The following is a 14,768-nucleotide window of genomic DNA, read 5'->3' on the forward strand; positions in this document are numbered from 1 at the left end:
CTCGGCGACCGGAGCGGCCGGGGCCGCGACCGGCTCGGCGGCCGGAGCCGCGGCGGGCGCGCCCGTGCCGTCGTCGATGATCGCCAGCTCGGCGCCGACCTCGACGGTCTCGTCCTCGGCCACCTTGATGGAGGCCAGGATGCCGGAGGCGGGGGCCGGGATCTCGGTGTCGACCTTGTCGGTCGAGACCTCGAGCAACGGCTCGTCGGCCTCGACGCGCTCGCCCTCGGCCTTCAGCCAGCGGGTGACGGTGCCCTCGGTGACGCTCTCGCCGAGCGCCGGAAGGGTTACGGAAACCGACATGGTTTCAGTTTCTCCTTACAGAATTGCGGAAGTGGTCGTCGCGCCCGAGGGCAGTCAGTCGTGGGAGTGCAGCGGCTTGCCGGCCAGCGCCAGGTGCGCCTCGCCGAGCGCCTCGTTCTGCGTCGGGTGCGCGTGGATGAGCTGCGCGACCTCGGCCGGCAGAGCCTCCCAGTTGTAGATCAGCTGGGCTTCGCCGACCTGCTCGCCCATACGGTCACCGACCATGTGGACGCCGACCACGGCACCGTCCTTGACCTGGACGAGCTTGATCTCGCCCGCGGTCTTGAGGATCTTGCTCTTGCCGTTGCCCGCCAGGTTGTACTTCAGAGCGACGACCTTGTCCGCACCGTAGATCTCCTTGGCCTTGGCCTCGGAGATGCCGACGGAGGCGACCTCGGGGTGGCAGTACGTCACGCGCGGCACACCGTCGTAGTCGATCGGGACGGTCTTGAGACCGGCCAGACGCTCCGCCACCAGGATGCCCTCGGCGAAGCCGACGTGCGCGAGCTGGAGGGTCGGGACGAGGTCGCCGACGGCCGAGATGGTCGGCACGTTGGTACGCATGTACTCGTCGACCAGGACGTAGCCGCGGTCCATCGCGACGCCCTGCTCCTCGTAACCGAGGCCCTGCGAGACCGGGCCGCGGCCGATGGCGACGAGGAGGACCTCGGCCTCGAACTCCTTGCCGTCGGCCAGGGTGACCTTCACACCGTTCTGGGTGTACTCGGCCTTCTGGAAGAAGGTGCCGAGGTTGAACTTGATGCCGCGCTTGCGGAACGCGCGCTCAAGAAGCTTCGAGGAGTTCTCGTCCTCGGCCGGGACGAGGTGCTTGAGGCCCTCGACGACGGTCACGTCGGTGCCGAAGGACTTCCACGCCGAGGCGAACTCGACGCCGATGACGCCGCCGCCCAGGATGATCGCGGACTGCGGGACGCGGTCCAGCGTCAGCGCGTGGTCCGAGGAGATGATGCGGTTGCCGTCGATCTCCAGGCCCGGCAGCGACTTCGGCACGGAGCCGGTCGCCAGGAGGACGTGGCGGCCCTGGACGCGCTGGCCGTTGACGTCGACCGAGGTGGCGGAGGAGAGCTTGCCCTCGCCCTCGATGTACGTCACCTTGCGGGAGGCGACCAGACCCTGCAGACCCTTGTACAGGCCCGAGATCACGTCGTCCTTGTACTTGTGGACGGCGTTGATGTCGATGCCCTCGAAGGTGGCCTTGACACCGAACTGCTCGGCCTCGCGCGCCTGGTCCGCGATCTCACCGGCGTGCAGCAGGGCCTTCGTCGGGATGCAGCCGTTGTGCAGGCAGGTGCCGCCGAGCTTGTTCTTCTCGATCAGTGCGACGTCCAGGCCCAGCTGAGCTCCGCGCAGGGCCGCGGCGTAACCGCCACTGCCACCGCCGAGGATCACTAGGTCGAAAACGGTGCTGGCGTCGTTCGCCACGTCACGTCCTCCATGCATGTGCGCCGGTCGCCGGTCACCGCTGACCGGTCGGCGGCTGGTGTCTCGGCCGCTGTCTTCTTCGGCCCTGTGGTGGGGGCCCTGTCCTGCCGAGAACCCATCTTCGCACTTGTTGCCGGAAGGCGGGACGCGGGGCCGGGCTGTTAGACGGCTGATCGCCGGTTGCGGGGGCGATCGCCGCGTACGGAAGTACCGATTTCGTCCAGAGCGGAATCCGGACGTCATCGGAGCATGGATACCGGATGTGTCCGGGAGGTGAACACGAACGGCCTCGGACGTATGCCCGAGGCCGTCTGTGTCACCGGGCGTCGGCCCAGGTCATGGGGCGTCAGCCAAGCTCGCCGTCGGCGGTGCGCTCGGCCAGCCGGACCAGGGTGCGCACGGCGGAGCCGGTGCCGCCCTTGGGGGTGTAGCCGAACGGGGCGCCCTCGTTGAAGGCCGGGCCCGCGATGTCCAGGTGGGCCCAGGTGATGCCCTCGCCCACGAACTCCTTCAGGAACAGACCGGCCACCAGGCCGCCGCCCATCCGCTCGCCCATGTTGGCGATGTCGGCGGTCGGGGAGTCCATGCCCTTGCGCAGGTCGGCGGGGAGCGGCATCGGCCAGGACGGCTCGCCGGTCTCCTCGGCGGTCTCGTGGACCGCGGTGCGGAAGGCGTCGTCGTTGGCCATCACACCGAAGGTGCGGTTGCCGAGCGCGAGGACCATGGCGCCGGTCAGGGTCGCCACGTCCACGATCGCGTCCGGGTTCTCCTCGGAGGCCCTGGTCAGCGCGTCGGCCAGGACCAGCCGGCCCTCGGCGTCGGTGTTCAGGACCTCGACGGTCTTGCCGCTGTACATGCGCAGCACGTCGCCCGGGCGGGTGGCGGTGCCGGACGGCATGTTCTCGGCGAGCGCCAGCCAGCCGGTGACGTTGACCCGCAGGCCCAGGCGCGCGGCCGTGACGACGGCGGCGAAGACGGCGGCGGCGCCGGCCATGTCGCACTTCATCGTCTCGTTGTGGCCGGCCGGCTTGAGCGAGATGCCGCCCGAGTCGTAGGTGATGCCCTTGCCGACATAGGCGAGCGACTTGGCCGCCTCGGGGTGCGTGTACGCGATCTTGACCAGGCGGGGCGGGTTGGCCGAGCCGGTGCCGACGCCCAGGATGCCGCCGTAGCCGCCCTTGGTGAGCGCCTTCTCGTCGAGCACCTGGACCTTGATGCCGTGCTCCTTGGCCGCCGCCGTCGCGACTGCCGCGAAGGATTCGGGGTAGAGGTCGTTCGGCGGGGTGTTCACCAGGTCGCGGGCGCGGTTGATCTCCTCGGCCAGCATGACGGCGCGCTCGGCGGCCGCCTTGTGAGCCTTGTCACGCGGCTTGGCGCCGAGCACGGCGATTTCGGCCAGTGGCGCCTTCGCGCTCTTGCCGTTCTCCTGGTACGCGGTGAAGGCGTACGCGCCGAGCAGTGCGCCCTCGGCGATCGCGGCGACGTCCTCGGCGGCCTCGATGGGCAGCGCGAACGCGGCCTTCTTGGTGCCGGTCAGCGCGCGGGCCGCGACACCGGCGGCGGTGCGCAGCGCCTCGGCGCCGAACGCCTCGTCCTTCTCGGGAGCCGCGCCCAGCCCGACCGCCAGCACGACCGGGGCCTTCAGGCCGGACGGCGACGGCAGCTTGGTCGTCTCGCCCTCGGCACCGGAGGCACCCAGGGTCTCCAGGACGCCGGCGAGCTTGCCGCCGAACGCCTTGTCCACGGCCTCGGCGCCGGCGGCGACGACCGCGCCCTTGGCGCCCTTGGCGAGACCGACGACGATGGCGTCGGCGCGCAGCGTCGCGGCACCGGCAGTGCTGAGAGTCAGAGCAGTCACGGTGGTGAAGTCTCTCTTCCGTTGAGTTTTTGAGCCGAGGGATGGGTCGGCTGTGCCCCGGCGCATCGTAAATCGGCCGAGTTGGGCGCGGATACGAGCGTACGCGCGCAAGTGCGCTTCGATCACGGCGACAGCAATTCACTCATCCGTGGTGTCTCTTCAACGTTTCCCCGCCAGACTGTGACCGCTCAGTCACACTCGGCCCGTTCGGGCAAGGGCGCACGGAGCACCTTTGCATCATCTCCACAGGTCCTCCCTGGTGCGCACGCATACGGAAGGGCCCCCATGAGGGGGGAACATGAAGAAGGCGTACGGCTCGAACGCGGGCAGAGCCACGGTGGCGCTGCTCGCCGCCGGCCTCCTGGCGGCGGGCATACCCGCGGCCTCGGCCGACACGGCGACGACACCTCCGAGAATCGATCTGAAGGTGCTCGTGCTGGACGACGGCGGCAGCGCCGTCGACGCGCTGGTGTGGGAGCTCAAGAGCATCGGGCTGCCCTACCAGACGGTGAAGCTCGGGGACTCCGGGCGCCAGACCGTCGACGCGGGGTTCCTCAGCGACACGGTGAGCGGGCGGCCCCGCGCCAAGTTCCAGGGCGTCATCACGCCCAACGAAATACCGTTCGGCACCGCCGACAGCCCCGAGCAGACCGCGCTCGCGGCGTACGAGAAGACCTTCGGCATCCGCCAGATCGACGCGTACACCTGGGCCCACCCCGAGGTCGGGCTCGACTACACCGACCAGAACGGCGGCTGGGCCGGCGTCCTGGACGGCGCCAAGACCCAGATCACCGACGCGGGTAAGACGGGCCCCTTCGGCTACCTCGACGGGCCGGTCCTCTTCGAGGACAACTCCGCGCTCGTCTCCGAGAGTTACGGCTACGCGGGCCATCCCCGGGACGGCTACACCAGCTATCTCACCGCGCCCACGGGCGGCTCCCTGCTCGGCGCCTACACCCACGACGGCCGCAGCGAACTCGTCGTCACCTTCGCCTACAACCAGTACCAGGAGCAGTTCAAGGTACTGGCCCGGGGCATGGTGGAATGGCTGACTCAGGGTGTACACCTCGGGCAGAGCCGCAACTACTTTGCCGTGCATGTCGACGATGTCTTCGCGCCGGACGCCCGCTGGGACACCACGCTCCACTGCACACCCGGCGACTTCGACTGCGCCGGAGGGGCGGGCCAGGCGAGCGACATCCGGATGACGGCGGCCGACGCCCAGTACGCCGCCCAGTGGGAGCAGTCCAGCGGTCTCACCCTCGACCTGCTGTACAACGCGGGTTCCGGTGAGGAGTGGAAGACCGAACACGCGGGCTCCGATCCCCTCGCCACCCAGCTGCTCGCCGACAAGGCCAAGTTCCGGTGGGAGAACCACACCTACACCCATGAGTTCCTCGGCTGCGTCCAGAACACCACCACCGTGCCCTGGAGCTGCGCCACGAACCCGGACGGCAGCACGCAGTGGGTGAGCCGCAGCGACATTTACGGCCAGATCGTCAACAACTACAACTGGGGCGTGCAGAACGGCCTTCCGGTCGACCGCACCGAACTGGTCACCGGTGAGCACTCCGGCCTGAAGACCCTGCCGCAGCAGCCCCAGGACAACCCCAACCTCGCCGGCGCGCTCGGTGACGCCGGGGTGAAGTGGACCGGGAGCGACGACTCGCGCGAGCCGCAGCAGCGCCCGGTCGGCAACACCCTCACGGTGCCGCGCTACCCGATGAACGTGTACTACAACGTCGGCAAGGCAGCCGAGATGACCGACGAGTACAACTGGATCTACACGTCGAAGGCCGATGGCGGCAGCGGGATCTGCGAGAACAACCCGACGTCGACGTGTCTGCCGGCGCCGCTGGACACCGCCACCGGCTACCAGTCGTACATCGTTCCGCAGGAGGCCACCACCGCCCTGCGCCATGTGCTGGGCAACGACCCGCGCCCGCACTACATGCACCAGTCCAATCTCGCCGAGGAGCGGATCGCGTACCCGGTCCTCGACAAGGTGCTCGGTGATTACCGCGGCCTGTTCGCGGACAGTGCTCCCATCGTGAACCTCCGACAGAAGGACATCGGCACCGAGCTCAGCCGCCAGTCCGCCTGGGCCACGGCCCTCGCCGACGGCAAGGTCACCGCGTACCGCATCGGGAACACCGTGACCGTCCAGACGCCGTCGGGCGTGGTGGCACCCGTCACCGCCCCCGAGGGCACCGTCAAGCAACAGCTCCTCAGCACCACCGTGTTCGGCACGCCGTACGCGGGTCAGCGCTCCGCCTGGTCCTCACCCGATGTCTTCCAGGCGGCTATCACGCTGAAGCTTCCGGCCTGACCAGCCGTCTGCCATCGCTGTCCAGGGGGGACACCAATGCCGAGCAGTGGCCGTCATGTCACCATGCTCACCGAAGGCACCTATCCGCACATCCACGGAGGTGTGAGCACCTGGTGCGACCAGCTCGTCCGGGGCATGCCGGAGGTCGACTTCAACGTCCTCGCCCTCACCGGCAGCGGACGTGAACCGGTCACCTGGGAGCTGCCGCCGAACGTGTACCGGCACACCGCGTTCCCGCTGTGGGGACCGGCGCCGACACGGCGGCCACTCCTCGGCAAGGAGCGGCGCCGTTTCATAGACGTCTATGAGCGGTTCCTGCTCTCGATGCTCGACCCGGAGTCCGGCTGCGACTTCACCCAGGGCCTGTACGCCCTGGCGCGGCTGGCCCGGGCCGGGCGGCTCTCCACGGCGCTGCGCTCGGAGGCCGCGCTGCGCTCGCTCATGTGGATCTGGACGATGCCGCATCTCCAGATCGCCGCCGCGCGGCCCACCGTGCACGACGCCCTCACCGCCACCGACCTGTTGGAACACGCGCTGCGCCCGCTGGCCGCCCGGCTCCCGGAGGACTGCGTGGCGCACGCGGTCAGCAGCGGGCTCGCCACCCTGCCCGCGCTCGCCGCCCAGCACCTGGACGGTGTGCCCTTCCTCCTCACCGAACACGGGATCTATCTGCGCGAGCGCTACCTCGGCTACCGCACGGGCGAGCAGAGCTGGCCGGTGAAGTCGGTGATCCTGAGCTTCTACCGGGAGCTCAACTCGATGGGCTACCGCCAGGCCGACCTCATCACCCCGTGCAACCAGTACAACCGCCGCTGGGAGGAGCGCGGCGGGGCGCCGGCCGACCGGATCCGCACGGTCTACAACGGCGTGGACCCCAACCTCTTCCCGCACGCCGGACCCGACCCGGCCGTGCCCACCCTCAGCTGGTGCGGCCGCGTCGACCCCATCAAGGACCTGGAGACCCTGATCAGGGCGTACGCCATGGTCAGGGCCGAACTGCCCGAGGTGCGGCTGCGGTTGTTCGGCCCCGTCCCGGCGGGCAACGCGGACTACCGCACCAGGCTGGAGAAACTCGCCGCCGAACTCGGCGTGAGTGACGGCATCAGCTACGAGGGCCGCATCAGCGATGTCGCCAGCGCGTACGCGGCGGGGAGCGTGGTGATGCTCTCCAGCATCAGTGAGGGGTTCCCTTTCTCCATCATCGAGGCCATGTCCTGTGGCCGCGCCACGGTCTCCACGGACGTCGGCGGGGTGCGCGAGGCGGTCGGGGACGCCGGTCTGGTGGTCCCGCCGCGCGAACCGGCGCTGATGGCCGAGGCCACGCTCGCGCTGCTGCGTGACGACGCGTACCGCGCCGAACTGGGCGCGCGGGCCCGTACCCGGGTCGTCGACCAGTTCACCCTGCACCGGTCCGTGGACGGCTTCCGCCGGATCTATCTGGAGCTCGCCGGGTGCCCCGAGCCGCAGCTCGCCGAAGACCGGTGCCCCGAGACGCCGCAGGAGGCCGACGACTGGACGCTCCAGCTCACCGACCCCTGGTACCGGGAACTGGCGTCGGACGGATCCGTCTGGTGAGCGGCTCGCTCTGGCTGGGCAAGGAGGGCCAGGACACCCTGCCCTACATCCCGCGCCAGCGCCCGCACGGCGCCGCCGCCGACCCCATCGACGAACTCGCCGACCGGCTGGAGGACTTGATAGCGGCCGCCGTCCATCCCGACGAGGTGGCCGCCATCCTCGAATCCGACGGGATGACCGACGCCCATATAAGGACCACCTACGGCCGCGAGGACTCCTTCACGCTTGCCGAGGACCTCTACGCGCGCGTGGAGCGCCGCTACCCGGCGGTCGCGGGCCCGGCCGCCGACCCCTGGCACTCGTCGCTGCCCGCCTGCCTGCTGCGCGGTCTGCTCTTCGCCCTGCCGGGCCTGGCATACGTGTTGGGCGCGCCACTGCTCGCGGGTCCGCCGAACGGGCTCGGGCTGCCCTGGGGCACGGTCCCGCTGCTCGCCGGGGCGATCACCGGCTGGGTGTGGAACCAGGGCCTCTCGCACCGCGCCTACTCCTGGCTCGGCCTGGGCGACCGCCCGGCCGCCGCAAGGGCGTTGCGTGTCGGGGCGCCGCTGGGGGCGCTGCTGAGCGCGCTGGTGGCGCTGGCGGCGGCGGGTCCCGGTGAGCTGAACGCCGCCGCGTTCGCCGCCGGGCAGGCGGTGTATCTGGCGGCGGCCACCGTCCTGCTCGCCCTCGGCCGCGAACGCGATCTGCTGTGCGCCCTGGTGCCGATGGCGGCGGGCGCGGCGCCGACCGTCTCGTACGACCTGCCGGACGCGCTGCGCACCGCGCTGCTCCTGCTCTCCCTCACGGCGGCGGCGGGCTTCGCGGCCCGCGCCCTGGCCAAGGAGGACGGCGGCGACGCGGGGGCGGACGACCGCCCGGGGCCACGGCTGGTCGCGTCCGTCCCGTACGCGCTGTTCGGGCTCGGCACCGGAATTCTCGTGCTGTACACGGCAGTTGGGGATGTCCTCGCCGACGGCGTCGACTCCGCCGTCGCCGCGCCCTCGGCGGTCGCGCTGACGCTGAGCATGGGCCCGGCCGAGTGGCTGCTGTATCGCTTCCGCAGCGAGAGCCTGGCCGGGCTGCGGGCGAGCACCACGGCGTACGGCTTCCGCAAGGCCGTCGCCGCCACCATCGCGGTGTGCCTCGGCGGCTATCTGGCCGTGCTGCTCGCGCTCACGGTCGCCGGGACACTGCTGTGGCCGGGCGCCCCCGAGCTCGGCGCGCTGCGGCTCGCCGGGCTGCTCGCCACCGGCATGGTGCTGTGGACGGCGCTGCTGCTCCAGTCGTTCGGCGCGGTGCGCAGCGCGGCCGCCGTGTGCTGCGCGGCGGGCGGGATACAGGTCCTCGCGCTGCTGACCAGGGCGGGCCATCCGAGCACGGTCGGGCCGGTGGTGGCGGGCGTGGCCGCCGTCGTGCACGCCGTACTCGTCGGCGTCCTGCTGGGAAGGGCGACGGCACACCGGGTATGACCACTCACGCGACCCCACCGGCCGGACGACCTAGGACGGACACCCCGTACGACATGCACCTGACGCACCGCGATCTGCTCGTGCCGTTCTACGACCACCCCGCCGACCGGCCCGACGCCTGGGAGAAACTGATCGCCGCCGCGCCCCGGCTGTACGGGGTGGTGCTCAACCCCGCCAACGGGGCGGGCGAGGCGCCCGACCCGGCGTTCGCCGAGGCCGCGGCCCGGCTGCGCGCGGCGGGCGTGCCGGTCCTCGGCTACGCGGACACCGACTACGGCCGCCGCCCGCACGCCGACGTCGTACGGGACCTGCTGCGCCACCGCGACTGGTACGGCGCGGACGGCGCGTTCCTGGACCAGGCGGCCACCGACCCGGCGCTGCTCGCGCACTACCGGCGGCTCTCGGTCGCCGCGCGCGCGGCCGGGGCCCGCACGCTGGTCCTCAACCACGGCGCCCACCCCGACCCCGGTTACGCGGACCTGGCCGACCTGCTCGTCACGTACGAGGGCACCTGGGCGACCTATCCCTCGGTGGACGTCCCGCAGTGGACGCACGGCCATCCGCCGGACCGCTTCTGCCATCTCGTCTACGCCGCCCCGCCCGGCGCGCGCCCGGCCACCCGGGTGCACTGCGCGGTACCGGGCGAGGCCCCGCACCCGTGGGGCACGCTGCCGCACTTCCTGGAGCCGGTCCGATGAATCGTTCGCTTAACCGCCTCGCCCTCGCGCTGCTGCTGCCTCTGCTCCTGGTGGCGGGGTGCTCCTCCTCGTCCTCCGACGACGGGCCGGGGCCGGACGAGAGCGACAACGCCCAGCCGGCGCCGTCCCGTTCGCACTCCTCGTCCCCGTCCGAGGCCCCGACCCAGTCCGCGTCCCCGGAGGCCGACCGCGGCCGCTGGCAGCCGAAGCCGGGAGTGGCCTGGCAGTGGCAGCTCACCGGGAAGCTGGACCCGACGGTGAACGTCCCGGTGTACGACGTCGACGGCTTCAACATCTCCAAGGCGCAGGTCGACGATCTGCACCGGCGTGGACGCAAGGTCATCTGTTACGTCTCCACCGGAGCCTGGGAGGACTTCCGGCCCGACGCCGACAGCTTCCCCAAGTCGGTCCTCGGCAAGGGCAACGGCTGGAAGGGTGAACGCTGGCTCGACATCCGCCGCACCGACGTACTGGGCCCGCTGATGGCCAAGCGGTTCGACATGTGCAAGCAGAAGGGGTTCGACGCGGTGGAGCCGGACAACATGGATGGCTACTCCAACGAGACGGGTTTTCCGCTGACGGCCGCGCATCAGCTGGCGTACAACCGGCTTGTTGCTCGGCTTGCCCATGACCGGGGGCTGGCCGTTGGCCTGAAAAATGACCTGGATCAGATCCCGGATCTGGTACGGGACTTCGACTTCGCCGTGAACGAGCAGTGCGCGGAGTTCGGGGAGTGTGACCAGCTGGCGCCGTTTACCCGTGCGGGTAAGGCCGTTTTCCATGTCGAGTACGACAGGAACCCCGGCGCGTTCTGCTCCCAGGCGCGCAAGTTGGGGCTCAGCTCTATGCAGAAGCAGAAGGAGCTGGGTACTTGGCGTAAGGCATGCTGAGTTCTTTGTCTGGGGGCCGGTGGGGGCTTGTCGCGCAGTTCCCCGCGCCCCTAGAACGTACCCAGCGCTGACACGATCAGGGCTGCCGTGGCTGCTGTTTCTGCCACGGCGCCGAACACATCCCCCGTCACTCCGCCGAACCTGCGCACGCAGTGCGACAGCAGTAGTTGGGCTGCCGTCAGCGCCGCCGCCACCGCCAGCGCGTAATGGACCGCCGCGTCCAGGCCCCACGTCGCTCCCGCCGCCGTCGCGCACAGCGCCGTCACCGTCAGCGCCAGTGGGGCCGCCACTCGTACGGGGACCGCGCCCGCGACCGCCGCGCCGAGGCCGTCCGGGCGGGCCGGGGGGACGCCTGTGCGGCAGGCGAGGGTGAGGGCCAGGCGGGCCGTCACTCCCGCGACCGTCGCCGCGAGTGCGCCCCGGGTCCAGCTCACCGCGTACAGCTCGGCCAGGACCGCCACTTGGGCCAGCAGGACGAAGACCAGGGTGAGGACGCCGAACGGGCCGATGTCCGACTGCTTCATGATCCGCAGCGCGTCCTCGGCGGGCTTGGCGCTGCCCAGGCCGTCGGCCACGTCCGCGAGGCCGTCCAGGTGCAGGCCCCGGGTGAGTGCGGCCGGGACGGCGGCGGTGGCGACGGCCGCGAGCAGGGGACCGGAGTCCAGGAGCAGGAAGGCGCCCCCGGCGGCCGCCGCGCACAGGCCGACCACCAGACCGGGCAGCGGCGCCCAGAGCATCCCGGCCCGGGCCGCCGTGCGGTCCCAGCGGGTGACCCGGACCGGCAGCGCGGTGAGGGTGCCGAAGGCGAAACGTATGCCGTCCATGGGGTTCATCGGCCGCAGGGTATCCCGCGCCGGGGCGCACGGTGGTGTCGGCGCCGGTCCGCCCGCCGTTCGGTGCGGCCGGGCGGTAAATTGCCCGTAATGCGTACTACGGGAGCGGAAGCCGAAGGCATGGACTGGTTCAACCGGAACTTCGTCGAGCCGGGGAAGCTTCCGATGCTGCTCGCGCTCGGCTCCTTCGTCCTGACCTTCCTCGTCACCCGGATGATCACCCGGCTGATCCGGGCCGGCCGGGGCCCGTTCCGCAACATCAAGCCGGGCGGGCTGCACATCCACCATGTGGTGCCGGGGGTGATCCTGACCATCCTCGGCGGGTTCGGCGCGGTCGGTGCCGGGCGGCACGGCGTCGCCGCCAGCGTGTTCGCGGTGGTGTTCGGGATGGGCGCGGGTCTGGTGCTCGACGAGTTCGCGCTGATCCTGCACCTGGACGACGTCTACTGGACCGAGCAGGGGCGCAAGAGCGTCGAGGTGGTGGTGCTGACGGCCGCGCTGGTGCTGCTCACGCTCGCCGGGTTCTCGCCGCTGGGGGTCAACGACGTCTCACCGCAGGAGCAGCACGACCGGGCGTCGTTCATCCTGACCCTCTGGATCAACTTCTGTTTCGTGCTGGTCGCGCTCTTCAAGGGGAAGTTCCGGATGGCGATCATGGGAACGCTGGTCCCGTTCGTGGCGCTCATCGGCGCGATCCGGCTCGCCCGGCCCGGCTCGCCGTGGGCCCGCCGCTTCTACCGCAACCGGCCCCGGGCCCGCGCCCGGTCGGCGATGCGGGTCCACCGGCACGACCGGCGCTGGACGCGGCTGCGGCGGAGGCTTCACGACTTCATCGGGGGCGCCCCGGACAGGCTGCCGGTGCGCCGGCCCTGAGCCGCGCGGGCCCGGCGGCGCTTCTGGCGCACCGCGGTGATCCAGCACAGCACCGCCACCGCGAGCAGCGCGGCGACGTGCTCCTTGCCCGCGAGATTGGCCTTGAGCGTCACCTCGACGACCATGGCCAGGACCACCGCGCCGGCCGTCCAGTACGCCCGGTAGCGCCAGCACACGTACACCGCGAGCCCGACCACCGCGGCCGAGGGGCCGGTGTCGACCATCTCCTCGGCCGAGACGGGCAGCCCCAGGATGCCGGGGCCGAGCGCGATGCCCACGCGCGCGTACATCGTCCCGGCCAGGGTGGCCGCGTACGCGATGAGCAGGGTGGAGCGGCGGCCGATGCAGATCTCCGCGATCCCGAACACCAGCAGGAGCTGCATGAGCGCGCCCCAGACCGGCAGGTCCAGGGCGGGCACGAAGAGCGACAGCGGGGTGCGGAGCAGGGAGATCCACAGGGCGTCCTCGGCCTTCACCGAGCCGAGGATCTGTACCGGACGGAAGCCCCAGGACTGGTTCTGCACCAGCTGGAAGAGCGACGTCAGCGCGACCGCGCCGAGCGTCATGGGGACCGCCCGCCAGCGCTGGGTGCTCAGCGCGTAGCGGACGGCGAGGTAGAGCGGACCCCACTCCCGACGGACGAACCGACGTACTGGTCCGTGGCCCGGCAGGGAGCGGGGAACCATCACCTCTGGGACTCCAGGTGCTTGCGGTGCAGCCACTTGGGCAGCCCGGGCGCCTCCAGGAAGCCTTCCGCGCGTGCCGACGCGATCGCGATGCGCGGCAGGTCGGCGCTCTTCTCGAAGAGGGTGAACCGAGGCTCCCAGATCGGCCGGTACTTGGCGTTGGCGCGGTACAGCGACTCGATCTGCCACCAGCGGGAGAAGAAGCTGAGCAGCGAGCGCCACAGCCTCAGCACCGGTCCGGCGCCGAGCTTCGAGCCACGTTCGAAGACGGAGCGGAACATCGCGAAGTTGAGCGAGACCTGGGTGATCCCGATCTCCTTGGCCCGCTGGAGGAGCTCGATGACCATGAACTCCATCAGACCGTTCTCGGAGTCGCGGTCGCGGCGCATCAGGTCGAGCGAGAGCCCGTTCGGGCCCCACGGCACGAAGCTCAGGACGGCCCGCAGGGCGCCCTCGCCGTCGGTGCACTCCAGCATCACGCACTGGCCGTCCGCCGGGTCGCCCAGGCGCCCCAGGGCCATGGAGAAGCCGCGCTCGGTGGCGCCGTCGCGCCAGTCGTCGGCCTTGCGCAGCAGTTCACTCATCTCATCGGCAGGAATGTCCGCGTGGCGGCGGATTCTCACCTCGTACCCGGCCCGCTTCACCCGGTTGTACGCCTGGCGGACGGTCCGCATGGCGCGGCCCTCCAGGGTGAACTCGGCGATCTCCACGATCGCCTCGTCGCCCATCTCCAGGGCGTCCAGGCCGTGCCGGGCGTAGATGGTGCCCGCTTCCTCGCTGGCGCCGGTCACCGCCGGGATCCAGCCGTGCTCGCGGGCCTCGGCCAGCCACAGCTCGATGGCGCCGGGCCAGGCCTCGGGGTCGCCGATGGGGTCGCCGGAGGCCAGCGAGACGCTGTTGATCACGCGGTAGGTGACGGCGGCCTTGCCGGTGGGGGACCAGATGACGCTCTTCTCGCGGCGCAGCGCGAAGTAGCCGAGCGAGTCGCGCTCGCCCTGCTTGTCGAGCAGCGCGCGCAGCTTCTCCTCGTCCTCGACGGTGATCGGGTCGACGGCCTTGCGGTTGCGGAAGGCCGCGTAGATCACCGCGATGAGCAGCAGCGTGGACATGACGTTGATGGTCACGTCGACCCAGCCCGGGGAGGAGATCCCGGTGATGTCGGTGTCGTCCGGCGTCAGCGAGACCAGGCGCATCACGCCGTAGCGCCAGCGGCCCAGGAACGTGGAGGGGTGCGAGCCGGTGTAGTTGTTGGTCACCGTGACCAGCAGCGTGGCGAGCAGCGAGGTGAGCAGCAGGCCGCCCGCCGCGACGGCCGCCGCGAGCTTCGGGTTGGAGCGGTCGCCCTTCGCGTAGAACTCGCGGCGCCCCATCAGCAGGGCGAGCACGAACGCGGCGGTCAGGACGAGCGACACCCAGTTCTGCGCGTACTGCCGGATCTCCGGGAAGACCATGACGAACGCGAACAGCAGCAGGAACAGGCCGCTCAGCACGAGGTTGAGGATCCAGGCGGCGCGCTTGCGGCGGCGCATGGTCACGGCGAGGAACAGGGTCAGCACGCCGGACGCGAATCCCGCGTCCAGCAGGTACGGCGTGAAATAATTGTCCGTGTTGTGACGCCGAAGGTCCTGGCCCAGTGAAACCCAAACGGCGCTCAGGAAGTTGATGAATGTCACGGCGCGCAGGTACCAGACGGCGAATGCCGCACTGCGACGCGACCGGACGGTGCTCCGGTTCAATCCTTCGGTGGTCAAGCGGACTTCTCCCATGAAACGCGATCATATGGGGCAACTGACAGCGCGCGTCATGGCGGTCGCGGATGCGGCCGGGGACCT

The 14,768-nt window shown here is 70.7% G+C and carries 12 protein-coding genes; 6 read left to right on the forward strand and 6 right to left on the reverse strand.

Going from position 1 to position 14,768, the window contains the following annotated elements; all coding sequences use genetic code 11:
• From BG418_RS13330 to BG418_RS13340, 3 genes are all read right to left on the reverse strand, one after another.
• Positions 1-303 (reverse strand): biotin/lipoyl-containing protein (locus BG418_RS13330; RefSeq protein WP_317453643.1); only part of this gene is annotated, 303 nt, incomplete at its 3' end.
• Between the two features lie 54 nt (positions 304-357).
• Complete coding sequence (lpdA, locus tag BG418_RS13335; RefSeq protein ID WP_188274032.1) at positions 358-1,746, reverse strand: dihydrolipoyl dehydrogenase; 1,389 nt, start codon at positions 1,744-1,746, stop codon at positions 358-360.
• A gap of 346 nt (positions 1,747-2,092) precedes the next feature.
• Positions 2,093-3,604, reverse strand: a complete 1,512-nt coding sequence (locus BG418_RS13340) for a leucyl aminopeptidase (protein WP_188274033.1) — start codon at positions 3,602-3,604, stop codon at positions 2,093-2,095.
• A gap of 298 nt (positions 3,605-3,902) precedes the next feature.
• Here BG418_RS13340 and BG418_RS13345 point away from each other — a divergent pair, with 298 nt between their 5' ends.
• Genes BG418_RS13345 through BG418_RS13365 form a run of 5 tightly spaced genes read left to right on the forward strand, consistent with a single transcriptional unit; the run spans position 3,903 to position 10,544 of the window.
• A complete protein-coding gene (locus BG418_RS13345; RefSeq protein WP_188274034.1) occupies positions 3,903-5,933 on the forward strand; it encodes a hypothetical protein in 2,031 nt (676 codons plus the stop codon).
• Positions 5,934-5,969: 36 nt separating this feature from the next.
• On the forward strand, positions 5,970-7,508 hold the full coding sequence (pelF, locus tag BG418_RS13350) for a GT4 family glycosyltransferase PelF (protein WP_188274035.1): 1,539 nt from the start codon (positions 5,970-5,972) through the stop codon (positions 7,506-7,508).
• Entirely contained in the window at positions 7,505-8,956 is a 1,452-nt protein-coding gene (locus BG418_RS13355; protein ID WP_188274036.1) for a hypothetical protein, read from the forward strand. Before pelF ends, BG418_RS13355 begins: the two co-directional genes overlap by 4 nt.
• A 53-nt stretch (positions 8,957-9,009) precedes the next feature.
• The gene (locus BG418_RS13360; protein WP_188274477.1) at positions 9,010-9,654 is read left to right on the forward strand and encodes a spherulation-specific family 4 protein; all 645 of its coding nucleotides are present in this window, start codon (positions 9,010-9,012) and stop codon (positions 9,652-9,654) included.
• Positions 9,651-10,544 (forward strand): endo alpha-1,4 polygalactosaminidase, encoded by an 894-nt coding sequence (locus BG418_RS13365; protein WP_188274037.1) that lies wholly within the window; start codon positions 9,651-9,653, stop codon positions 10,542-10,544. Before BG418_RS13360 ends, BG418_RS13365 begins: the two co-directional genes overlap by 4 nt.
• A gap of 50 nt (positions 10,545-10,594) precedes the next feature.
• On the opposite strand, the gene BG418_RS13370 is transcribed toward BG418_RS13365, so the two are convergent.
• Entirely contained in the window at positions 10,595-11,377 is a 783-nt protein-coding gene (locus tag BG418_RS13370; protein ID WP_188274038.1) for an adenosylcobinamide-GDP ribazoletransferase, read from the reverse strand.
• A gap of 90 nt (positions 11,378-11,467) precedes the next feature.
• Here BG418_RS13370 and BG418_RS13375 point away from each other — a divergent pair, with 90 nt between their 5' ends.
• Positions 11,468-12,250, forward strand: coding sequence for a hypothetical protein (locus BG418_RS13375; protein WP_223184788.1), 783 nt, complete (start codon positions 11,468-11,470; stop codon positions 12,248-12,250).
• On the opposite strand, the gene BG418_RS13380 is transcribed toward BG418_RS13375, so the two are convergent.
• Together BG418_RS13380 and BG418_RS13385 are read right to left on the reverse strand one after the other, a co-directional pair.
• Entirely contained in the window at positions 12,199-12,936 is a 738-nt protein-coding gene (locus BG418_RS13380; protein WP_188274039.1) for a hypothetical protein, read from the reverse strand. The two genes, BG418_RS13375 and BG418_RS13380, sit on opposite strands and share 52 nt — an antisense overlap.
• Complete coding sequence (locus BG418_RS13385) at positions 12,936-14,702, reverse strand: phosphatidylglycerol lysyltransferase domain-containing protein (protein WP_188274040.1); 1,767 nt, start codon at positions 14,700-14,702, stop codon at positions 12,936-12,938. The genes BG418_RS13380 and BG418_RS13385 overlap by 1 nt, the downstream gene beginning before the upstream one ends.
• Positions 14,703-14,768: the final 66 nt, after the last annotated feature.

Source organism: Streptomyces sp. CBMA152 (assembly GCF_014596475.1).
Taxonomy (GTDB): domain Bacteria; phylum Actinomycetota; class Actinomycetes; order Streptomycetales; family Streptomycetaceae; genus Streptomyces.